Genomic DNA, 21,776 nt, shown 5'->3' with positions numbered 1-21,776 from the left:
TGATCCCTGGGAGACGGGCGCGCTCGCCGCGCCAGCGACGCTCTCTATCCAGATCCACGCGCGGTGAGGCCAGGCGCGGTGAGCTCGCCGAGCTCGTCGCGCGACGCGCGCGAGAGCCGCTCGAACTCCGCGCCCAGCCAGTCGAGGAACGCCGCGTCCCACGTCGGCCCTTCCGGGCGGGACGCGACCGCCTCGGCGAGCTCACGGTCCCAGCGGTCGTAGACGTCGCGGAGGAGCGCGTGCGCCCGGCGGCTCTCGGCGGACGCAGGATCCGTCTGGCCGTCCGTGCGCTCGGCGAAGGCGTCCTCGCAGAGGAAGTAATTGCATGTCGCGGCCCGCCGCTCGGCGGGGACGGAGCAGCCGCGCGCGCCGTGATAGACGCACTTCGATTGCCGCGGGGCCGTGCGCTCCTCCCGCTTCCGCACGCGCCGGAGCTCGAGTCCGCGGCTCACGGGGAGCAGGTTGCCTGCGGCGATCTGCTCGAGCAGCCAGCCACGGCCGTCGAGGGAGACGATGCGCCCGATGTCCGTCCAGTCGAGCTCGGGCGGGCTGACGCAGCACCCCGCGGGGCCCTGCGGGCACTGGGCGCACAGCGTCGAGTGCAGCCGGGTGTGCTCTCCTGAAAGCTCCAGACGGATCATCGAACCCCTTGCCGTCCCCCGAAGGGGCCGAGACACGCGCTCGAACCAGCGCACATCCTGCCAGCGAACGCGCCAGGAATGACAGAAGCGCCCTGAGGCTGCAACCGACACAACCGACGCAACCGACGCTGACCCCGCGTCGATCCGGGCTGCGGCCAAGCGCCCCTCCTCACCGGCATAGCGATCGAGAGGCGCGAGAACTCGCACTCCCGGGCGCTCTTGGAGGAGCTGAATCAGTTATAGTAAGTAACCGACATCGACGTGCGCCCCCGCGCGAATGCAGGGAGAAACGTGCGATCGTCCTTTTCCGGCTGCGGCGGGAGTTGATAGGCTGCGCCGGCCATGAGCGATGCGCTTCCCAAGGAGGTCGGTCGAGCCATTCGCGTGCTCCGGCAGCTGCACGGGCTCACTTACGCCGAGTTCGCCGAGAAAGCGCGCCTCTCGGCGACCTACCTGCGGCAGGTCGAGCGCGGAGAGCGCGATCTCGGGCTCGGCGCGCTGGCGCTCATCGCACAGGGGCTCAACTGCGATGCTCGGCTCCTCCTGCCCGGCGACGGGAGGAGCCCGGTCTCCGCGGTCGTCGCCGATCGCTTCGATCGCGCGCCCGAGGCTCTCCAGGAGGCGCTCCTCTTCCTGCTGATCGAGCCCGACGACTCGCCGAAGAAGCAGGCCATCCTCGCGCTCATCAACGAGGATCCGGAGCGCGCGCGGCTCCGCTCGCGGCCTCGGTCCGAGGAGCGCGGGTCGCGCGGCTCCGCTCCCTCGTCATCGAGCCGGCGCGGGCGATGAGCCCCTGAGCCGTCACGTCCGCGCGGAGCAGCCCGCGACGCGAGGCGGCCCAGCGCCGGACTCCGGCCGGCCGCCGCCCCGCGCCTCTGCGCCGGGCATCGACGCGAGGCGCCGCGTGGCCAGCTGCTGAAACGCGGCGAGCGCCCGGCTCCGCCGCTTGTACGCCGTCGAGAGGGGGACTCCCGCCCGGCTCGCGAAGTCCGCCATGGGGACGCCCTCGATGTCGTGGGCCATGAGGATCGCGCCGAACTCGGCGTCGAGCTCGCGCAGGACCGCGCGCGCGAACAGGCGATCGCACGCCGAGATGATCTGCTCCTCGGCCGAGGGCTCGTCGAGCTCTGCGTCGAAGTCGTCAGGCAACGGCTCCTCCCTCCGGCGCCGCTCGCGCAGCCCGTAGTGGGACGCGGCGTGGACAGCGATCTTGTTCAGCCAGCGGTCGGACGGCCCGAGCTCCGGATCGTAGTTCCCGAAGCTCTCATGCGCCGCGAGCATCACGTTCTGGGCGATGTCCCAGCGATCCCGGCGCGGAACCCCCAGGAGGCGAAGCCATCGCCGCACGAGCACGATCGTTTTCTTGTTGAAGATCCGCCAGTAGGCCCCTTCTCTGTCGTTCGGCGGCCCTGAACCGTGGCCTCCACGCCCCGTTCCCGACATCGCGTAACGATCGTTATCACAAGAAACGGAACTTGCAAAAACTGGTCGGGGCGATCACAGGCGAAATTCGATCGAAAAAGTGGTCGAATGTATGGGCATGTGGTCGTCTCCTGCGCCACCCTCCGCATGCGCAACTGCGCGCATGCAGGCCGAATCGCTCGGGAAAGCGCCGCTTGACGATGGTTCTCGGGATGTAACGATCGTTCCTCACCCGAACCGCGCCAGGGGCCTTCCGGCATCGTCGGCCACGATGGTGCTCCCGCCCGGCTGCTGGGGTGTGATCGACGCACGGGCGGGCTCGGCGGCTGCCTGGTGCACCGCGGCGGCGGGCGCCGCATCGCGCGGGTAGGCAGGCGAGACAGGCGAGACAGGCGAGACACGCGAGACGCCGCCGCTTTCCTCGCTGGACGCCGCCGCATCGCGCCGGTAGACAGGCGGCGCTCGATGCACAGCTTCCATCGAAGGATGCCGGCCCCACGGCGGAGCGGCGCGCCCTGCGGGGGGCGTGTCGCGACCGTCCGCGCGGGCGCTGGCGAGGCGCCCGTCGCTCATGTCGGCTGACGCGGGGAAGCCAGGGACGGCGCGCGGCGACGACGCGGCGCCCGCGGCGAGCGACGCGGCAGGGGCCCCGGCGGCGCGCCAGCGGGTCGCCTACTTCGGGCGGCCCGGGACGTTCAGCCACGAGGTCGCGTCCCGGCGCTTCGGCGCGAGCGCGGAGCTCACGCCCCGGCGCACCATCTCGGAGGTGTTCGACGCCGTGGCCGGCGGCGCGGCGACCTACGGCGTCGTGCCCATCGAGAACGCGGTGGGCGGACCGATCTACGACACCGTCGATCAGCTGATCCGCCGCGAGGGCACGGGCGCCGCGCTCGTCGTGTGCGAGGAGCTCTCGCTGCACGTCACGCTGTCGCTCCTCGGCAGGGCGGGCGTGGCGCCGAAGCGCATCTACTCGCACTTCGTCCCGCTCAAGCACTGCGGCGACTGGCTGCGCGAGACCTACCCTGACGCGCAGATCCTCGAGGCCGAGAGCACCGCCGAGGCGGTCGAGCGCGCGGCGCAGGACGGCGAGGCCTGCGCGATCGGCAACAAGGGAGCGGCGGCCATCTACAAGCTGGAGATCCTCGTGCCGAAGCTCGGCGCGAAGGGCGAGAACATCACGCGCTTCTTCATCGTCGGGAAGGTCGCGGAGCCGCCGGCCTCGGGGGGGCGGACGCTGCTCCTGTTCGGGCTGGACCACCGCCCGGGCGCCCTGGTCGCGGCGCTCTCCGCGCTCGGGAGACACCACATCAACCTCACGCGCATCGTCTCTCGCGCGCTGCCGGACAGCCCTGAAGAGTACCTCTTCCTCGTCGAGTGCGAGGGCAGCACGGAGGAGCCTGCGTTCAAGGAAGCCCTCGCGTTGCTCGAGCAGCACGCGACGGGCGTACGCTCGCTCGGCTCGTTCCGCGTCAGCCAGAAGTACGAGTAGGCGCCCCGGGCCGACGCGATGACGATCGCCGCGCGGGCGCCGCGCGGCGCGGCCGGTGCGTCGGATGACCGCGAGTCCACCGGCGGCGGACGCGCGCCAGCCGCTCGTCGCGTGGGCGCCCCCACGCGCGGGGACAACAACGCCGCTGCGAAGCTGGGAATATCTTCGCGCGGGGTATCCCGCGTGACTCATACGCTCTTTTCAATAACCAGTTACCCCTCGCCTGTGACTAGAACGCTCGACAGGTGCGGTCTCGCACTCCTCACTAGGCAGGGTGGCATGGATCTACATTGGCGATGGCTCTTCGTGGTGGTGCCGGCGCTCATGGGTTCTCTGGAAGCGTGTGGTGTGGACCCATGGGATTCGGAGTTGGCGGTCGACAGCGAGATGCAGAGCGGCGGGGCGAGCCAGAAGCGCCTCCCCGTCGGCGCGAGCTGCAGCTGCGATGCGGACTGCGACGGCGAGGCGGCCGTCTGCATGCTCGGCATCTGCATGCAGCGCGCGGAGGGGCTGTGTACGGCGTCGAACAGCGAGCAGGGCTGCGCGCCCGGCTCTCGCTGCTTCAACACGGACATCCTGACCGACTCGGGGGTGTGTTATCCCCTCTATGATCCAGAGACCTGCGATGGCGTGCAGAGCCGTCATGGCCTGTGCTCTCCTCGGCGCGGCGACGGGTGCAACGCGGCCTGCGGCGCGGCGTGCGCGGAGGATACGGTCGGCGCCGGGGAGATCGGCGCGGCCTGCGACGCCGACGAGGCGTGCTCGCTGCGCGGCGCGACCTGCTATCGTGACGAGGATCCCGCGGCGCCGAACGGCTGGGTGGAGGGGTACTGCCTCGCCTTCGACTGCGAGAGCGATGACGAGTGCGGGCCAGGCGCGGGCTGCTTCCCCGCGGCGGAGGGCGGCTCGCCGGTGTGCATGAACACCTGCGGCAGCGATCTCGACTGCCGGCCTGGCTACGTGTGTCACACCGTCGACGGCGAGGGCAGGTCGGCCTGCTTCGCCGGCTGCGACGTCGCGTCGACCTGCCCGGAGGGCACGACCTGCCTCGGGGAGCTCTGCGTATCGGACGATGTCGCGTGCTCACCCGACGTCCCGTCCGGCTGGTGTCCGGAGGGCAGCTCCTGCGATGGCGGCGAGTGCCGCAAGGGCCCCTCCGCCTGCGGCGCCGAGGGCGACGCCCTCGAGCCCAACGACGACCTGGGAGCAGCGGTGGCAGCGCCCATGGGCGTCACGAAGGACCTCACCCTCTGCGAGGGGGACGAGGACTGGCTCAAGATCGTGGTGCCGGAGCGGACCATCGTCCGCGTGGGCATCCGGTTCCGTCAGGCCGCCGGGGACATCGATCTGGTGGTCTATGACGGCGTGGGCCGCCTGCTCGGCTCGCGCGACGGCGCGCAGTACCCGTACGCGTACCGCGATCAGGAGACGGACACCGAGTTCTACGGGTTCTACTCCGAGCGGGGTGGCGCCGAGTACTTCGTCCGGGTCGTCGGCCACGACGGCGCGCAGAACGTCTATGGCCTGGACGTGACGTCGACTCCGTATGTCGACGGCCCGAGCTGCGTGGACGCCGGCTTCTCGTTCGACGAGTGCGCCGGCTTCGGCGAGCGCGGCGGCGGGCTCTTGCCGTTCCCGTTCCCCGACCCCGACGACTCGGTGGTCGGCGGCGGTTACATCTGGGAGACGTTCAGCAATTACCGCTTTGCTCGGCGCGAGCTCATCATGCTCGTCCGGGACGCCCTCGCGGAGACGCTGCATGCGTTCCCGGGCACGACGCCGCTCTCGCTGATCGACGTCTGCCAGATCAACGGCGTCACGCCCGGCTACGACGTCGACAGCCCACGTCACCCCCAGTCGACGCACGACCAGGGTGGCAACATCGACATCGCCTATTTCCAGACGGACGGATCGAACGATGGGGAGATCATCTGCGGAGACGGGTCGAAGCACGAGGACGGGTACTGCTCTTCGGCGGCGAAGCGGAAGCACATCGTCGACCTCGAGCGGGAGGCGTTCTTCATGGCCAGGCTGTTCCGCTCGCCCCGCACGCGCGTCATCGGCGTGGACAAGGTCCTCGCGCCGTTCCTGTCGAGGACCGCGGCCAAGCTGAACGCCCTTCCGGCCCGGGATCGGCGGAAGATCACCGACGACGAGCTCGCGAGCTTCTCGGACCGGATGGCGTACGGCGAGGGGTGGCCGTATCACCACCACCACATCCACCTCAGCATGGACTGGTGGCCGAAGAAGACCGCGGCCGGCGGCGGCACGTCGGAGGCGTCGTTCGCGGCGCCGCCCGCCATCCATCGTTCGCCAGCGCTCGCGTCCGAGCAGCGGATGGTGTGGCCACCCCGGCCCGCGATCGTGCGGTGAAAGGTCGCTTGCGCGATTCGCCTCCCTCCTGGAAAAGTGCGCTGTATCCACAACGCACTCATGCATCGAAGGATGCCTCGTCTTACTGCACAGCCGCTGCCTGCGGCGCCCTCTCCCAGGCGACGAGCAACAAGCAACCGATGCCGGCCTGAGCCATGGGATTCCCGGCGTTGATCGAGGTTCTTCGCACGTGGATCCGGGGTGGCGTGCAGGCCCCTGTCACCCTCGATACCTGACGCGCCGATGCGCGTGAAACAGCGGAGGATAACTACATGAAGGCGGGAATGTGGAATCAGCTCGGGTCCCGTCTTCCACGCCCCGCGCCGCCATGCTTTACTGTCGCCGTTCTTGGGAAGATGTTGCCGCCTTTTCGGCGCCTTGTCCGCCGGACGGACAGGTCATCGACCACCTGAGGAGAGCTGCTTTATGAGCAAGGAACGAGATACCGAGACCCAGGGCCCGTTGTTCAAGGTCGTTGACCGGCGGCAGGCGCTCCTGGGGCTGGGAGTGATTGCCGTCACCGTGTCGTGCGGAGACGGCGGCGAGTCGGATGACCCCAGCGGCGCCGGCGGAGGCTCTGCGAGCTCCGGGGGCGGTGGGACCACGGCCTCGGGTAGCGGAGGCGGCGGGTCCGACCCCGCCACCACCACGTCGAGCTCGAGCGGCGCGGGACCGGCCACCTCCACCACGGCAGGCACGGGCGGCTCGGGCGAGGGAGGCTCCGAGCCGGGCGCGGGAGGCGCGGGAGGTAGCGGCGGCAGCGGCGGCGGCGACGGCCTCGAGGCGCCGCCGTTCGACAACGTGCCGATGTGCAGGGCGATCAACAAGACGGACGGCGCCGGTCAGGGCCCCTTCTTCATTCACGAGCTCGAGAAGAACGACGACATCTCCCTGGTCCGACAGGACATCCGTGGTCGCTACAATGAGAGCGCGCCAGAAGGTGTGGAGATGCACCTCCACCTGCGCGTGGTCGACCTGAGCGCGCCCGACTGCGATGGCAAGGGCGTAGGCCTGGCCGACGTGGACGTCTACATCTGGCACACGGACGGGCAGGGGTTCTACAGCGGCTTCGGGACCAGGGGTGCTGCCAACGAGCAGAAGCCCGACGCGCCCTACGCGGGCAGGCCGGGTCAGAACGATCTCACCAACACGGACCGTTTCTGTCGCGGCGTGCAGACCACGGACGCGAACGGCGTCGTCTCGTTCAGGAGCATCTTCCCCGGCTGGTACAACGGCCGCGACGTTCACATCCACTTCGTCTGCTTCAAGAAGGGATCGATGTCGAAGGGTCGCACCACGTACCAGGGTGGAGACCACATCTTCACGACGCAATTCTACTTCGATCCCGCCTTCACCGACTCCGTTCATACCAAGTACGAGCCGTACAAGGCGCGCACCACCGGCAACCTGGCGAATTACTACCAGGGCGCCATCAAGGCCGACGAGGCTGGCAACAGCGGCCTTCGTGCCAAGGCCGTGATGGAAGGGGACATCGTGATCGCCCAGATGCAGATCGCGGTGAATCCCGGCTAGGCAGAGCGGGCTCGCTCCCTTCCCACGGCTGCGTCGGCCGACCGGCGGGCGCGTTCGAGCCGCTCTGACGGGCGCTCCTCGCCGGTCGAGGATGTCCGTTCGGCGAGACCTCGCTCATGAGAACGTCTCGAGGCCACGGGGATCCCGCACGCGCCTCCTTGAAGTAGCATCACGCGTTCGTCTCCGTGCGCGGGCAGGGAGAGGGACGGCAGGCATGCTAGGGTCGGGGCCATGAGACGTGATGGCCCTGACGCCGCTCCGTCGCCGATGGCCAGCGAAGTCGGCGGCTACTTGATCCGGCAGTTCGAGATAGCCTGGCAGCTCACCAGCTTTCACCTCGACGGGCTCTCCACCGAAGAGTGCTTGTGGCGCCCTGCTGACCAGGGGTTGCACGTTCGTCAAACCCCCGATGGCAAGTGGCGCGCCGACTGGCCGGAGCACGAGGGCTACGATCTCGGCCCGCCGAGCATCGCGTGGCTGACGTGGCATCTCGGCTTCTGGTGGTCCATGGTGCTCGACCACGCCTTCGGCGACGGCGCTCTCACCCGCGAGAACGTGACGTGGCCTGGCAACGCCGGCGACGTGCGCGCGTGGCTCGGAGGGCTTCAGGGCCAGTGGCGAGCGGCGATCGAGCAGGTGACCGACGACGACCTGCGCTCGACACGGCGGACGCGATGGCCTTTCCAGGACCGCCCGTTCGGTGACGTCGTCGCGTGGGCCAACGTCGAGCTCACGAAGAACGCCGCCGAGATCGGCTATGCACGCTTCCTCTACGCACGAAGGCCGCGCAGCTAGGGGGCGAGCTTTCGCGCCCCTTCAGAGAGCTCGTCGGCCGGAGGGCGTGACCCTGCCCGCGTCCTCCAGCCAGCCGCCGTTCTATCGCGTGAAGTCGAGCGCGGCCGTCAACCTCGGCAGCTCCAGGAAGCCCGATCAGGGCACGACCGTGATCCGGTCGAGCGCGGGCGGGGAGATGGGCGAGTTCGCCGCGAAGTAGTCCCGCAGCGCGTCCAGATCCAGCGCGCCGCCGAGCCGATCGGTGCCGTCGTTGAGCACGGTGAAGCCGTCGCCGCCCGTCGCCAGGAAGCTGTTCACCGTCACCCGGTACGTCCGCGCCGCCTCGATCGGGACGCCGTTGATCTGGATCGAGGCGATGTCGACCTTCGCGCCGATGGGCGCGCTCTGGCTGTAGGTGTACGTGAAGCCGTTCGAGATCTGCAGGATCAGGCTCTGCCGCACGCCCCCCGTGTCCAGCCGGAACTGCTGCTCCAGCAGCGTGTCGATCTGCGCCCCCGTGAGGGTCATCACGACCAGGCTGTTGCCGAAGGGCTGCACCGTGAACACCTCACCGAACGTGACCACCCCGTCGCTGACCTCGGTGGCAGAGGCCGCGTAAGTGAGGTCCGCGCGGATGCCGCCCGGGTTCATGAACGCGATCTCGGCCCCGCCGGTCCTCGCGTCGCGCGTGGCGGCGAGCTGGGCGTCGGCGATCACCGCGCCCATCGTGAACAGCCCGGCGCCCATGGCCGGGACCGCGCGGTCGAGAATCGCGGTGATGGTGCCGACCTGCACGCTGGCCAGCGGCGCCGCGAGATCCTTGTAGCGCGTCACCAGGGTGCTCACGTCCGCGTCGGGCGCTTCGCGCGTCACGATGACGTTGTTCGCCGTCTTCGCCGTGACGTCGCCCGTGCTCTTGCTGATCTCCAGATCGATGTCCGTCACCAGACGGCCGAACGACGCCGCGCTCGTCACGATCTTGTCGCCGAGGATGCAGTTGTACGCCTGATGGGTGTGCCCTGTGACGATCACGTCCACGGCGGGGTCGATGTTCGTGGCGATGTCGATGATGGGGCCGGAGAGGCCCGGGCACTCGTTGAAGAGGCCGGTGGGGAGCCCTCCCTCGTGGAGCACCACGACGATCGCCTCGATGCCCTGCGCCTGGAGCTCCGGGACGATGTCGTTCACCGTGTCGACCTCATCCATGAACGACAGCCCCGCGACGCCGATCGGCGTCACGATGGACGGCGTGTCCTCGAGCGTCATGCCGATGAAAGCGACCTTCACGCCGTCGAACTCGCGGATGTCGTAGCGCGGGAAGAGCGTCCTGCCGCTCATCGTGTCCACGACGACGTTGGCGGCGAGGAACTTGAAGTTCGCGCCCGGGAAGAAGGTGCCGTCCGTGCAGCCGTCGGCCGGGCTGCACCCGCCGTACTGCATCCGGAGGAGCTCCGCTGTGCCCTTGTCGAACTCGTGGTTGCCGACGCCGTTGATGTCGAGGCCGAGGAGGTTCATGGCCTCGATCGTGGGCTCATCATGAAAGAGCGCCGACACCAGCGGGCTCGCGCCGATGAGATCACCGGCCGAGACCACCACGGTGTTCGGATTCGCGGCGCGGAGCGCGGCGACGCGGGACGCCAGGTAAGTGACGCCGCCGGCGTCCACGGTGGTGTTGGTGGGTGTGGCAGGTACGGTGATCCTGCCGCTGCTGCCTGTAGGGGGCTCCAGGTTGCCGTGGAAGTCGTTGAAGGCGATGATCTGCACGCTCACGGTGTCGCCGCCGGAGCCGCCGGTGCCATCCGAGCCGCCGGTGCCACCGGAACCACCGGCGCCGGCAGCGCCGCCGGAGCCAGCCGCGCCGGAGCCACCCGAGCCGCCGGCACCGGAGCCGCCTGAGCCAGCCGCGCCGGAGCCGCCTGAGCCAGCCGCGCCGGAGCCGCTTGAGCCGCCGGTACCGGAGCCGCCCGAGCCGGCAGCGCCGCCGCCCGAGCTGGTACCCGTCGCGCCGCCGCTGCCGCTGGACACCGAGGCGGTGGTCGTCGCCTCGTCATCGCCGCAGCCCGCGCTGGCGACGGGTGGCACGCACAGCGCGGCTCCGAGGAGCGTGACCCGCCACGCTCGTGCGCATCGCCCGAGGACCCAGGAAGCTCCGCTCGATTTCATCTGTGCTCCTCCACGTCGCAGCGCTCGCCGCTCCATGGTGCCACATGCTGGATTCGCCTGGAAACGGCCATGTGAACGCCGCGCGGCGGGCTCATGGCCGGCCGCGGCCGCGGCTCCAGAACGCGACGACGTCCTCTGGCAGCTCGCGCTCGCGCAGGACCCGGAGGTCGTCGGCGTCGACGCCGAGCACAGCAGGGATGCCGCGGCTGCAGTGGCGGGACCACATGCTCAGCGTGTAAGCCCCCGTGTCGCGGATGAGCACGAGATCGCCGGGCGACAGCTCCGGAAACGCGAGCTCGCGGGCCAGCACGTCGCCGCCGAAACAGAGCGGGCCGCCGAGGGTACACGGCGAGAGCGGCCCCCCCTTGGGTTCGGCCTCGGGATCGAGCGCCATGAAGTCATGGTGCCAGTCGTCCGGGTGATACGCGCGGCGCAGCAGGAAGTCGGCTCCGAGGTGAAGGATCGCGGTGCGCCCGGCCGAGTCCTTCTTCACGTACTCCACCCGCGAGACCGCGAAGCCGCAGCCCGCCTGGATCCAGCGCCCGAACTCCGTGATCAGCGTGGTCTCCTCCTCGAAGAGCGTCGGCACCTCGCGCCGCAGCGCGGCCGCGTAGTCCTCGAGCGCCGGGGGGCGGTCCGTGCTCCGGTAGGCGACCGGCAGACCGCCGCCGATATCCATGGTCCCGGCGGCGAGCGGGCCCATCGCGCGCCGGAGCTCCTGGCGCAGCGCCTCGACGCGGCCGATCCCGTCGATGAGCTGCGAGAGCGCGCACCCCTGCGAGCCGACGTGCACGTGCAGCCCTGCGAGCCACGGGTACCGCGCAAAGGCAGCGCGCACCGCGTCCGCCTGTTCGAGGGGGACCCCGAACTTGGAGCGCCGATCCGCGACGCTGGTCAGGGCGATGCTGGAGGCCCCGACCTGCGGGTTGATGCGCAGCCCGATGCGGCTGGCCGCCCCCCCGTGGCCGACGAGCTCGTCGATGCGTCCGAGCTCGTCGAGGTTGTCGGCGTTGAGCCGCACGCCCAGGCGGAGGGCCTCCGCGATGTCGGCGCGGGACTTCGCGGGAGAGTCGTAGACGATGCGGTCGGGCGGGCAGCCGGCGGCGAGCGCGAGCTTCACCTCCTCGAGCGAGGCCGCCTCGAGCCCCGCGCCGCAGTCGACCGCCGCCCGCAGGACCTCGACGAGGGGGTTCGCCTTGATCGCGACTGTGTGGAGGGCGCCCGGCGGAAACGCCGCGCCGATCCGTCCGATGCGCGCCCGCATGCGCCCGAGGTCGTGGAACAGGACCGCCGGCTCCACATCCATCCCGCGGCGCCGCGCCTCGCGGAACGCGCGCGCCATGCTCCCGGGATCCAGCCGATCCGTGTCGCTCATGGAACCTCCCTACCGCAGTCTGGCGCCCCGGAGGGCGATTGTCCGCCCCGCGCCGGCGCGGCGAACCGCAGAGGTGCCCTGTTTCCTCGAAATTTCGTGACGTTCAACAGGCAGCGGGCAGGCGCGGTCCCGGCTCGCCGAGGGGGGCCCGGGTCGAGCCGAGGGCGTGACGCGCTGCCCCCTGGGCGAGACACCCGTGCGCTCAGGCATCGACGATGATGTTGAGAATGCTGGTGATCAGCCCCGAGGTGTACGTGGTCGGCATGACCACCTTGCCAGGCGGCGGATTGAGGCTGGACGCCGGGAGGTTCGCCGAGTGAGCCGCGTAGGCTGGCTCCTTCTGGAAGACCTCCGCGCTGAGGTCCGCGTCGAAATAGAGCTGCGTCGTGATCAGCCTGGTCGTGGCTCCGTTGATGCGAGCGACCATGTGGACGTGGACCGGCCGCCCCGCGTCCGACCCGGGATAGATCGACTTGAAGCCCACGATCCCGTTGCGGTCCGAGAGCTGCACGCCGCGGCAGAACCGATCCTGGCTCTCCGGCGTGTGCTCGGCCGCGCCCGTGGACGGCGTGGAGGGGCTCTGATGCTCGAGGCCGCTGGTTTGCCCATCCGCGTCACAGTGCCAGATGTAGACCTCGGCGTCGGGGATGGGCTCGTGGTTGTTCCGGGCGTCGAGCAGGCGGACATAGAGCCGGAGCTCGCAGCCGGGGTGGTTGTCCCGGATGTCGCTGCGAAACAGGCTGATGTCGTTCGGGATCTCGCTGTCGTCGATGAAGAACGGACCCCCGATGTCCGTGGCGGTCACTCGGCAGCTGCCGGCGCCCTTGAAGATCGACGGATCCAGCGCGTCGGCGCCGCCTGCGCCCACGCCGCCGCCGGCGCTGCTCGAGCTGGTGGCGAAGGGGCCGGCGGTGCAGCTGCCCGAGCTACCAGGGCCGCTCCACGTGCCCTCTCCGCCGCCGGTGCCGCTCCCGCTCAGGTCGCCGCCCCTCTCGTCGTCCTCCCTGCAGGACACGAGTACGGGCTTGGTGATGGCGAACGCCCCGAGCTTGACGAGGGGCTGCCGACGGTTGAAGACCCAGTCGAGCAGCTCTCGCGGCACGGCTCCTTGGCTATTACGCATACAACGGTCTCCTTCGATGAGTCGCTGATCTGACCCGTGCAATCACCCTGGCTTGACAGGAGAGGGAGCGGCGTCCCGCCCCGGGGCTGCCCATGCTGGCGCCGTGGCTGACGGTGGGGCCGTGGTCGACGCCGCCAGCGCCGCTGGTCGCCGAGGAGGCGCTCGTCGACGCCGCGTCGTCGTCATCGGGCGCGTCATCGCTGCTCCCGGTCTCGGACTGGCGCGCCACCATGACGAGCGACGGGATGAGCGCGCCGAGGATGGGTCGGAGAGCACGGGTACCGAAGCTGCCCGAGGACAGGCTGCCCCACCCGTTGTTCACGGTGAGACAGTGCTTCAAGGACATACGGGCTTGGCCCTCCTAAGCAAGAACCGGGCGACGCGCCGAGGTGCGCGGTAGCGGAGCGACGTACCGCAAATCGTCTCTTTACTCGCCCCGTCCAGCTCTATCGTGGCAGAGCCAGGGCTCTCATCGAAGCAGCTCTGGCGAAGAAGTGCAGTGCGCGCGGAGCGCACAAGGTTTCCTGTGTGACTCAGACGAATTCCCGGAACGCGCCGATGTGATCACGGCACGGGCTCGAGGAGGGGCCAGGCCGGTCCTCGGAGGCCGCCGCGGGGCACCTGACCAGCGCGCAGGCGGGCGTGGAGGGGTCAGGGGCGCCGCCGGGGACGCGCTCTCCTGTCGGAAGGCCGACAAACGCTTCTGATTTTGCCGTTTGTGGTGTACTAGGCGCCCCCTCGAGAGCTCGAGCCGGACCCCCTGCATGACCCGCATCCTCCTCATCGACGACTCCGCCGCGATGCGGACCTACATGCGAGCGGCGCTCGAGGGGGCGCCTGAGCTCGGGCCGGCGGTCGAGGTCGCCGAGACGGCGAGCGGGTTCGAGGCGCTCCGGCGGATGCACGGGGGCGCCTACGACGCGGTGATCATCGACATCCACCTGCCGGACATCGACGGCCTGGAGCTCATCCGTTTCATCCGGCAGAGCCGGCACCATCGCGACGTCGCGGTCGTCATCGTCTCGTCGAGGTCCTCGCCGCGCGAGCGGGAGCGGGCGTTCCGGCTCGGCGCCCATGCGTTCGTCGCCAAGCCGTTCGCCCCGGATACGCTGGCGTCCGCCGTCCGGCGGGGGGTCGCGTCGAGCCAGCTGGGCCTGCGCGTCGCGACGTAGGCGGGCGCGACGCCTCGCGGCGGAGCTTCCGGCGCACCGCTCCGAGCTGGTAGGGTGCGCGCCATGACGCTCCTGTCCCACCTACGCCGCTTCCGCGTGGCTGCGCCGCTGGCGCTGCTCGTCGCGACCGCCTGCTCTGCCTCGTCTCCCGCGCCCCGCGTCGAGCCGCCGCCCGCGGCCGCCGCGCCGGCGCCGGCGTCGTCCGGCGCGCCCGGTGAAGTCGGCCCGACCGGGCTGCTCTCGGAGGAGGACTTCAAGGCCCTCCACCAGCTCAGGGCGGACAAGGCCCCGCCCGCGCGAGGACAGACGGTCGAGGTGGCGGGCACGAAGGCGTACCTGAGCCTGCCGCGGGACGCGAAGCCGCCGATCGCGGGCGTCGTCGTCATCCACGAGTGGTGGGGCCTGAACGAGCACATCAAGCACTGGACCGATCGCCTCGCCGAGGACGGATATGCGGCGCTCGCCGTGGACCTCTACGGCGGCAAGGTAGCGACCACGCCGGACGACGCGATGGCGGCGATGAAGGCGGTCGACGAGGCGAAGGGGATCGAGGTCGTGCGCGCGGCGCACCGCTTCCTCACGACGGACGCGCGCGTCCTCGCGCCGCGCACGGCCTCGATCGGGTGGTGCTTCGGCGGCGCGTGGTCGCTCAAGCTCGCGCTGAACGAGCCCGAGCTCGACGCGGCCGTGATCTACTACGGCCGGCTCGTCACCGACCCCGCGCAGCTCAAGGCGATCAAGGCGCCCGTGCTCGGCATCTTCGGCAACCAGGACAAGGGCATCCCGCCCGAGGTCGTCAACGACTTCGACAAGGCGCTCCACGACGCGGGCATCGAGCACGGGGTGCTCCGGTACGACGCCGACCACGCCTTCGCGAACCCGTCGGGAGAGCGGTACAACACGAAGGCCGCGGCGGACGCGTGGGAGAAGGCGCGGCGGTTCCTGGCGGCGAAGCTGAAGGGGTAAGGAGCGGCGTGGCTGGCGAGGAGGGCTCAGGCGGCCATCCTCCTCGCCGGCCAGGCGCTCAGCGGGACTTGAGCCGCTCGATCTCCGCGCGCGCCTGCGCCAGCTGCTTCTCTGTCTCCTCGCGCAGGCGCTGCTCCTCCTCGCGCAGGCGCTGCTCCTCCTCGCGCAGGCGCCGCTCCCTGTCGAGCTCCGCGGCCAGCTCCTCGGCGACGCGCTGCGCTTCCTCCTGGTGGGAGATGACCTGATCGAGCATCCCGCCAAGGCGGGCGATCCTCTCATCGGCGTCCTCGAGAAGGGCGTTGCCCGCGAAGAAGCGGAGGCGCGTGCCGTCGAGCAGCAGATCGAGGCCGAGCACCTCGGAGGCGAACCGGCCAGCCTGAGGCACGATGCGCTGGTAGGCGCGCGGGCGTGACGGGTCGCTCTCCTGGGCGGCGGGCAGCCTGTAGGCGTGCAGGCGCAGGCGGGCGCGGTCGAAGAGGAAGTACTCGTGGATGCCGAGCCGGGCGTAGCGGTCGACGTTGAGCTGGTGATCCTTCGTGCGGCTGCCGGCCACGTGGACCTCGATCACGAGATCGAGCCCCTTGCCCTCGTGGTCGACCACCCACCGCATGCGCTCGTGGGGCTCGACGTCGATCACGGCGAGCAGGTCGGGCGCGAACCGCGGCTCGCCGGGGTAGAAGACGGCGAGCTCGGAAGAGAGATAGATCTTGCGGGCGCTGCGGCGGAAGAAGCCGTCCAGGGCGTCGAGCGCGTCGCGCTTCGCCTTGCGGTGCGGGTCTCCCTCGGGAGGCATGAGCTCCAGCGGGACCTCGGCGGGGAGCATGTCGACGACGCGCGCGCGCTCGGCCGGGGTCATCCGCGCCCACTGCTCGCTCGTCGGCGCGCGCGGGTCCGCAGGGTCGAAGAGATAGCCGGTGGGGAGGGCCTGAACCACACGCGAAGCCTAGCTCAACCCACCTCGCTCGGGGAGGCTCCCAGGGCGCCGGGCGCCAAGGTGACCCGTTACGGCCAGGCATCGTTTTGCGTGTGATTTTCAGGGGCGGCCGTCGCTCATCGCCTCAGCGGAGCTCGCGCAGCGCTGCGATGAGCTCCGCCAGCGACGTCGCGTCGCTCCGATCGAGCGCCACCGAGCCCGCGGCGAGCGCCTCGGCGAGCGCGCGCGAGCCCCCGGCCTCCGGCGCGGCGGCGGCGACGGCCGACTCGGCGCGCGCTATCTCCGTCACGAGCGCGCCGATCGCCCCCGGATCGATCGCAGCCGCCCTCGCCGTCGCGGAGAGCGCGCCCGCGGCGCTCTCGACCTGCTCGACAGAGGCGCGCGCCGAAGCGTGGAGCTCCGCCAGGCGCAGCCGCTCGAGCAGCGCGCCGTAGGCCGACTCCATCGCGGCGAGCTCGCGCAACGCGAGCGCCGCCGGGCCCTCCGCTCCCTCTGGGCCGGTCGCGCCGTCTTCGCCGGGCGCACCGGGCGCACCGGGCGCGCCCGGCGCGCGCCGCTCCGCGATCTCCACGACCTCGGCGCGCGCCGCCCGCACCTCGCCGAGGAACGCCTCGATCGACGCCGCCGCCGGCGCGAGCGCGCCCGCGCCCAGGGTCGCGAGCGCCTGCGTCGCCTCGCGCGGCCGCCGCCGCAGCAGCCGCCGGAGCGGCGCGTTGCACGCGATCCGCAGCGCCGCGGCCTCCGCGGCGGCGAGCACCCGCTGGCCCATCGACAGCTTCAGCGCGGCCTCGTCGCACGCGCGCGCGAGGTCCTCGGCGAGCGCGCTCGCCTCCGGTCGCTCCTCCGATGGCGGCGCGTCCTGCGCGCCGGCGCGCTTCGCCTCGAGCGCGGCGCGCGCGCCGGCCAGCGCGCCCACCGCGGCGCGCAGCCGCGCGACGGCGTCGTCGGCCGCCGCCGTCTCGGCGGCGAGGTCGTCTCCCTCGGCGTACGCGCGCTGGCTCGCCGCGAGCAGCCGGCGCCGCTCGTCGCCGGCCCGCAGCGCCGCGGCGCTCCGGCGGGCCCGCGCCGCCCCGAGCGCGGCCGCGGCGCGGGCGCCGAAGGTCCACGCCCACGCCGCGGTCGCCCCGAGCGCGGCCGCGGCGGCGATCCCCACGGCGGCCGTCGGGACGGCCGCGCCCGCGCCCGCGCCCACGCGCAGCCCGACCATCCCGGCCGCGAGCGCGCAGGCCGCCGCGCCCGTGCCGACCGCGCGCGCGCCGCGCTGGCGGGGCGCGGCCTCGAGCGCCGTCACGCCGAGGTAGGCCACCGAGCCGAGCGCCACGAGCAGCAGGACGAGCGACAGCGGCGACGTCAGCGTCACGAGGAGCCAGCCGAGCAGCGAGACGTCGATCATGGCAGCGCGCCGCTCGCCAGCGCGACCTCCCGGTCCTTCGCGCCGATCGACCCCGGCGCGCTCGTCACCTGGAACGACGCCCCGTCCCACACGATCGTCGTCACAACGAAGCGCACGTCCCTCCCCGGCGGATCGCTGCGGAACCGGACGCGCCACTCGAGGCGCGCGAGCTCCGAGGCGGGCAGCTGCACCGCCGCGAGCCCGACCGCCGGCGCGAAGGTGCCGTCGCCGAGCGCCGCGTCCACCTGGCCGTCCCGCGCCGCGAGGGCGAGCTCCGCGGCGTAGTCCTCCCAGAGCACGACGCGCAGCGCCCCGGGGCCGCTGAAGAGCTGGAGCTCCTTCAGCTTGCGGGCGAGGCTCTCGGCCTCGGCGCCGGCCGCGGGGGCCGCGCCGCCGCCCCCGGCGAGCAGCCGGCCGATGCGCGCCGCCGACAGGAGCCGCGCCCACGCGCGCGGATCGTCGGGCCCCGGCGTGCCCTCCGCGGCGGCGACCTTGCGCTGGATGCGGAGCGCCTCGTCGACGCGCCCGCTGCCCGCGGCCGCCGCGGCGAGCCGCAGCCAGCCCTGGGGCTCGGCCGGCGCGAGGTCCGTGAGCGTCGTGTACTGGCGGTACGCCGCCGCGTACCAGCCGTGCCGGAGGTAGACGTCGCCGAGCATCGCGCGCGACGCGGGGCTCGTCGGATCGAACTCGACGACCTCCGAGTACGTGCGCAGCGCGTCCGCCTCGAAGCCGCTCGACGCGAGCACGTCGCCGAGATCGAGCGCGAGCGCCGGGCTCATGAAGCCGCGGTCGCGCAGCCGCCGCCCGTAGGCGAGCGCCTCGTCCTTCCGGCCCGCCTCCGCGAGCAGGCGCACCCGCCGGATCTCCCCCTCCGGATCGTCGGGCCGGTCGGTGAGCGCCTGCCGCACCAGCGCGAGCCGCTCGTCCACCGCCGGGAGCGCCGCGAGCCGCTCGTCGAGGAGCGCCCAGCTGGTCCTGGGATCGACGCCCCCGAAGAGCGTGCGCCGCACCGCCGCGGAGATCGCGGGGTCCACGCTCCGCCTGAGGAGCGCGTGCGCGATGAACCGCTGCGCCTCGGGCTCGCCGGCGAACCGGGCGAGCAGCGCCTCGGCGCCGCCCTCGGTGGACACCCTCGCCTGGAGGAGCGAGAGGAGAGCGGCCCTCGATCGCCAGTCCGGCAGCTCGCAGGTCGTGAGCGCGCCCTCGTAGCGCGCGATGAGCTGCTCCGCCGTCGTGGCGCGGGCGAGGCGCTTCGACCAGACGACGATGCGCTCGGCGAGCGGCCGCCGCGCGGTGTCGCTGCACGGCGCCATCGCGACCTGCGGGCGCCTCGGCGACGGGGAGGTCCGGGAAGCGGGGCGCACCGCCGCGGGCGCTGTCTTGCGGGCCTTCTCCAGGCGCGGGATGGCGTCGGACGGCGTGATCGCACCGCCGCCGCCCGTCGCGCGCTTGAAGCCGGTCGAGCCGATCGTGGCGAGCTCGGACGGCTTGTCGGCCGCCGGTGCGCTCATGGGCGCAGCCGGCGGGCGGGGGGTGGCCGGCTGGTTCGCCGCGGCCTCCTGCTTCTGCCGCAGGGGCTCTTGCTCCGCCTCCTCGGCCGGGCGCGCCGCCTCGGGCGCAGGGGGCGGGGCCGCCAGCGTGGCGCCGGGCGCGGCGACATCTCCCTTGAGGCTCTGGTCCCGCTCGTTGCCCTGCTCCGCGATCGCCGGCGCCATCGCCGGCGCTGGCGCCGCCGCCTGCGCCCTCGCGCCGTAGCCGCCTTCTTTCGCCGAGCTCTCCTCGTAGGCCGCGCTCGGCTCGCTCCTCGAGCACCCGGCGGCGACCGCCGCGGAGGGCGGCGCGAGCAGCGCCGCGAGCTCGCGCTCTCGCTGGGGCGTGAGCGCCGTCAGCCGCTCGCCCCGGAGCGGCGAGCGCCGCCGCCGGATCCCCTGGTTCACGTAGGCCTGCTCGCTCTCGAGCGCCAGCGTGCTCGTGAACGGCGTGATCAGCCCGTAGTCGAGCCCGAGCTCGACCACCTTGCCCCGGTGCGCCTCGATGTCGTCGCCGTCCGCGAGCAGCCGCCGCATCTTCTCGGCCGCCCAGAAGCGCGGCACCAGCGCCGCGCCGACGCCCCGATCGAGCTCGATGGGGTGCTCGCGGGTGTACTCCTTCCCGGCGAGCCGCCCCTTCACGATCGCCTTCGTGGGCAGCGCGTGGTGCGTGCGCGCGAGCAGCACCACCTCCTCGCCGCGCGACACCTTGCCGCTCGCGGTGAGCATCGGCTCGTCGAGCCCCGCGCCGAGGTCGATCGCGAGATCGGTGATCGTCGGCGTCTTGATCGCGCCGGCGAGGCGCAGCACCTCGGACGTCGAGCCCTCGGCCTCGTCGATCCGGAACGCCTGTCCTCCCCCGGCGCGCGCGAGCTCGCGGAGCAGCGCGTGGTTCGAGTTCTCGCCGACGCCGACCGTGAAGAAGCGCGCGCGCGAGCCCGTGAGCGAGCGCCGGAGCCGCTCCGCGAGGCGCGCGCCCGTCACCTCGCCGCTCGTCGCGAGCCCGTCGCCGATGTAGATGACCGCCGGCTGCTCCTTGCCGTGCACCCGCCCGAGCGCCGACTCGAACAGCGCGCCGAGGTCGGTCGCGCCCCCCGTCGCGTGCTCGGCCAGCCGCGTGAGCGCGGCGGAGATCTCCTTGTCCGACGCCTCGGCCAGCCCGTCCTTCGGGTGCAGGACCGCCGGCGCCGAGTCGAGCGCGATCAGCGCGAAGTGGTCCGACGGCGACATCGCCCGCAGGATCGCCTCGGCGGCCGCCGCCTTCTGCTGCCGCGCCGACTCATCGGCCGACGCCGACGTGTCCACCACGACGACCAGGTCGGCGGGCAGCTCCGCGAGCTCGGCCCAGTCCACGTCGGGCACGTACCTGGCCATCACGTAGTCCGCGCGGTCCTCGCCCGCGGCGAAGCGCGACACCCGCAGCGGCGACGGCTTCACCTTGACCGAGGCCTCGAGCTGGAAGTCCGCGCGCGGCTCGTAGCCGCTCCGCCGCATGCTCACCCGCCGCCCGCCGTCCTCGATCACCGCGTCGGCGAGCGTCGCGATCTGCAGCCCCTGGCCGGCCTGGCCGAGATCCACGGACAGGGAGAACTCGCCGATCTGCACAGGCTCGCTCGCGCGCATCGGATAAACGTAATCAAGCTTACCTGATGGCGCGCTGAGCATCTCCACGTAGCGCAGCACGACGCGCCGGGAGCCGCTGGCGGGCACGGGGAAGATGCGGGCGCGGTAGCTGTGCCCGTCGACCCACTCGAGCAGCGCCGGCTCGTGGCCGGTCTGCACGGCGGTCTGGTACCGCTGCGCCGCTTCCTTCCGCTCGATGACCTCGCCCTCGACGAGCACGCCGTTGGTCTCCACGGCGAACGAGCTCACGATCGCCCGCTCGGGCACGGTGAACCAGTACCAGCCCTCGACCTGGCGTCCGCCCGGGTTCGAGAAGGTCTGGTCCACCTCGGTCTCGGCGATGCCGTCGCGCAGGACGGCCCGCACGGCCTGCCGGCTGATCTCGAGCGTGCGCGCCTGCGTCCCGGGGGCGCCCTGCAGGTCGACGCCGTAGATCTGGCCGGATCCGCTGCCTTCGCCTGCGAGCGGCCGGTGGTCGCCCATGCCTCCGGTCCAGTCCTCCCAGTAGGCGAGCGGCGCCACCTTGGGCGCGGCGCTGCCGGCGACCGTCGCCTGCTCCCCTGCGTGCACCTCGACGCGCCCGCCGGGGGCCGCGACGACGGCGAGCCCGCGCGCCACGTACACGCTCACGGCGTCGCCCGAGCGCCTCATCGACAGGCCGGCGTCGGCCGCCGAGACGTTGACGTCCCCGAGCGCGTGCGAGAGCCCGCCGCGCCCTTCGGGCGGCGCGTCGAGCCAGACCTCGCCCTGGGCGATCGAGAGCCCCTCTGCGCGGAGCGCGATCTCCGAGTCTGCGCGGAGGAACACCGTCGAGCCGTCGGCGAGCCGGACGAGCGCCCGCGCGCCCTTTCCGGTCGCGAGCTTCGCCCCGACCGGGACCGGGATCCCGGACACCACCGTCGACTTCCTTTCGCCCTGAGCGTTCGCCGCGAGCGTGACCTCCCCCGAGGACAGCTCGAGCCGCGCGCCGATGGCGCTGGTCTTCTCGGGCTTCGTCTCGTGGGTCAAGACGAGCGCTGTCACGCTGGCGGCGAGCGCGAGCGCCCCGAGCGCGAGCCGGAAGCGCAGGCCGCGCCTGCGGCGCGCAAGCTCGGCCCCCGCCCTCGCTGCGCCCTCTTCTGCCGGCGTATCGGCCGGCTCTACCTGTTCGTGCGACGACATCCAAGACCTCCTCGCCGCGGTGGCCCTCGCCCCCGGGAGCCCAGCGCGGGGCCGCATGCAGACGTCTCATGCCCCCCCGGCGATCTACCGAAGCGATCGCGCTGG

General features: G+C 72.1%; 16 protein-coding genes. 8 read left to right on the top strand and 8 right to left on the bottom strand.

The window, feature by feature from the left end:
* Window positions 1–44: 44 nt before the first annotated feature.
* Window positions 45–641 (bottom strand): hypothetical protein, encoded by a 597-nt coding sequence (locus WME82_RS37920; protein WP_438039312.1) that lies wholly within the window; start codon window positions 639–641, stop codon window positions 45–47.
* A 342-nt stretch (window positions 642–983) separates the two neighbouring features.
* On the opposite strand from WME82_RS37920, the gene WME82_RS37915 reads away from it, so the two are divergent.
* Window positions 984–1,430, top strand: coding sequence for a helix-turn-helix domain-containing protein (locus WME82_RS37915; protein ID WP_437741372.1), 447 nt, complete (start codon window positions 984–986; stop codon window positions 1,428–1,430).
* A 12-nt stretch (window positions 1,431–1,442) separates the two neighbouring features.
* Here the strand turns inward: WME82_RS37915 and WME82_RS37910 are convergent, their stop codons facing one another.
* Window positions 1,443–2,084 carry an RNA polymerase sigma factor gene (locus WME82_RS37910; protein WP_437852722.1) on the bottom strand — a complete coding sequence of 214 codons (642 nt, stop codon included), beginning with the start codon at window positions 2,082–2,084 and terminating at the stop codon, window positions 1,443–1,445.
* 550 nt (window positions 2,085–2,634) lie between these two features.
* On the opposite strand from WME82_RS37910, the gene WME82_RS37905 reads away from it, so the two are divergent.
* The 4 genes from WME82_RS37905 to WME82_RS37890 all read left to right on the top strand — a co-directional run bounded on the left by WME82_RS37905 (window position 2,635) and on the right by WME82_RS37890 (window position 8,253).
* Window positions 2,635–3,552 carry a prephenate dehydratase gene (locus WME82_RS37905; RefSeq protein WP_437741370.1) on the top strand — a complete coding sequence of 306 codons (918 nt, stop codon included), beginning with the start codon at window positions 2,635–2,637 and terminating at the stop codon, window positions 3,550–3,552.
* Window positions 3,553–3,921: 369 nt separating this feature from the next.
* Window positions 3,922–5,925, top strand: a complete 2,004-nt coding sequence (locus WME82_RS37900) for a hypothetical protein (RefSeq protein WP_438039311.1) — start codon at window positions 3,922–3,924, stop codon at window positions 5,923–5,925.
* A 426-nt stretch (window positions 5,926–6,351) separates the two neighbouring features.
* On the top strand, window positions 6,352–7,458 hold the full coding sequence (locus WME82_RS37895; protein WP_438039310.1) for a hypothetical protein: 1,107 nt from the start codon (window positions 6,352–6,354) through the stop codon (window positions 7,456–7,458).
* A gap of 231 nt (window positions 7,459–7,689) precedes the next feature.
* Window positions 7,690–8,253, top strand: coding sequence for a DinB family protein (locus WME82_RS37890; RefSeq protein ID WP_438039309.1), 564 nt, complete (start codon window positions 7,690–7,692; stop codon window positions 8,251–8,253).
* 135 nt (window positions 8,254–8,388) lie between these two features.
* On the opposite strand, the gene WME82_RS37885 is transcribed toward WME82_RS37890, so the two are convergent.
* The 3 genes from WME82_RS37885 to WME82_RS37875 form a co-directional block, all read right to left on the bottom strand.
* Window positions 8,389–10,395 (bottom strand): bifunctional metallophosphatase/5'-nucleotidase, encoded by a 2,007-nt coding sequence (locus WME82_RS37885; protein WP_438039308.1) that lies wholly within the window; start codon window positions 10,393–10,395, stop codon window positions 8,389–8,391.
* Window positions 10,396–10,486: 91 nt separating this feature from the next.
* Window positions 10,487–11,770 carry a diaminopimelate decarboxylase gene (locus WME82_RS37880; RefSeq protein WP_438039307.1) on the bottom strand — a complete coding sequence of 428 codons (1,284 nt, stop codon included), beginning with the start codon at window positions 11,768–11,770 and terminating at the stop codon, window positions 10,487–10,489.
* 202 nt (window positions 11,771–11,972) lie between these two features.
* Entirely contained in the window at window positions 11,973–12,893 is a 921-nt protein-coding gene (locus WME82_RS37875) for a protocatechuate 3,4-dioxygenase (protein ID WP_438039306.1), read from the bottom strand.
* Between the two features lie 92 nt (window positions 12,894–12,985).
* Here WME82_RS37875 and WME82_RS37870 point away from each other — a divergent pair, with 92 nt between their 5' ends.
* From WME82_RS37870 to WME82_RS37860, 3 genes are all read left to right on the top strand, one after another.
* The gene (locus WME82_RS37870) at window positions 12,986–13,258 is read left to right on the top strand and encodes a hypothetical protein (RefSeq protein ID WP_438039305.1); all 273 of its coding nucleotides are present in this window, start codon (window positions 12,986–12,988) and stop codon (window positions 13,256–13,258) included.
* A 399-nt stretch (window positions 13,259–13,657) separates the two neighbouring features.
* Entirely contained in the window at window positions 13,658–14,065 is a 408-nt protein-coding gene (locus WME82_RS37865; protein WP_438039304.1) for a response regulator, read from the top strand.
* A gap of 63 nt (window positions 14,066–14,128) precedes the next feature.
* Window positions 14,129–15,031 (top strand): dienelactone hydrolase family protein, encoded by a 903-nt coding sequence (locus WME82_RS37860; protein WP_437741361.1) that lies wholly within the window; start codon window positions 14,129–14,131, stop codon window positions 15,029–15,031.
* A gap of 58 nt (window positions 15,032–15,089) precedes the next feature.
* Here the strand turns inward: WME82_RS37860 and WME82_RS37855 are convergent, their stop codons facing one another.
* The 3 genes from WME82_RS37855 to WME82_RS37845 form a co-directional block, all read right to left on the bottom strand.
* On the bottom strand, window positions 15,090–15,965 hold the full coding sequence (locus tag WME82_RS37855; RefSeq protein WP_438039303.1) for a Uma2 family endonuclease: 876 nt from the start codon (window positions 15,963–15,965) through the stop codon (window positions 15,090–15,092).
* A 124-nt stretch (window positions 15,966–16,089) separates the two neighbouring features.
* A complete protein-coding gene (locus WME82_RS37850; RefSeq protein ID WP_438039302.1) occupies window positions 16,090–17,358 on the bottom strand; it encodes a hypothetical protein in 1,269 nt (422 codons plus the stop codon).
* The gene (locus WME82_RS37845; RefSeq protein ID WP_438039301.1) at window positions 17,355–21,671 is read right to left on the bottom strand and encodes a VIT domain-containing protein; all 4,317 of its coding nucleotides are present in this window, start codon (window positions 21,669–21,671) and stop codon (window positions 17,355–17,357) included. Before WME82_RS37845 ends, WME82_RS37850 begins: the two co-directional genes overlap by 4 nt.
* Window positions 21,672–21,776: the final 105 nt, after the last annotated feature.

This window comes from Sorangium sp. So ce128 (assembly GCF_051525245.1).
In the GTDB taxonomy this organism is placed as follows: domain Bacteria; phylum Myxococcota_A; class Polyangia; order Polyangiales; family Polyangiaceae; genus Sorangium; species Sorangium cellulosum_B.
This window is presented reverse-complemented; position numbering and strand designations above follow the sequence as displayed.